Origin of the sequence: Neglectibacter sp. X4 (genome assembly GCF_009917365.1) — a bacterium.
Classification (GTDB): Bacteria; Bacillota; Clostridia; order Oscillospirales; family Acutalibacteraceae; genus Acutalibacter.
Genome location: NZ_QWLE01000331.1, coordinates 1 through 272, shown reverse-complemented (window position 1 = coordinate 272; position 272 = coordinate 1). Strand labels below are relative to the sequence as shown.

General features: G+C 50.4%; 1 protein-coding gene. It reads left to right on the top strand.

The genetic code is table 11. From position 1 onward, the window contains the following. On the top strand, nt 1-272 hold a 272-nt coding region (locus D1841_RS18430), incomplete at both ends, for an ATP-binding cassette domain-containing protein (RefSeq protein ID WP_166554409.1).

Sequence of the window (272 nt, the reverse complement as noted above, 5' to 3'; positions counted from 1 at the left end):
TGGGCATTGTAGGAAAGACTGGCGCGGGAAAAACGACTTTCGTCGATCTGCTGCTACGAACCTATAACGTGAATGACGGCATGATTTTTCTGGATGGAAAGGAAATCAACGACCTGACGATTGCTTCCGTGCGGGAGGCGTTTGCCTATGTGCCGCAGGATAATTTTCTCTTTTCGGATACGATTGCGCGAAATATCGCCTTTGGAATGGATGGAGACGTGTCAGGGATGGATCGCATACAGACCGCGGCGAGAATGGCGGACATTGATGAG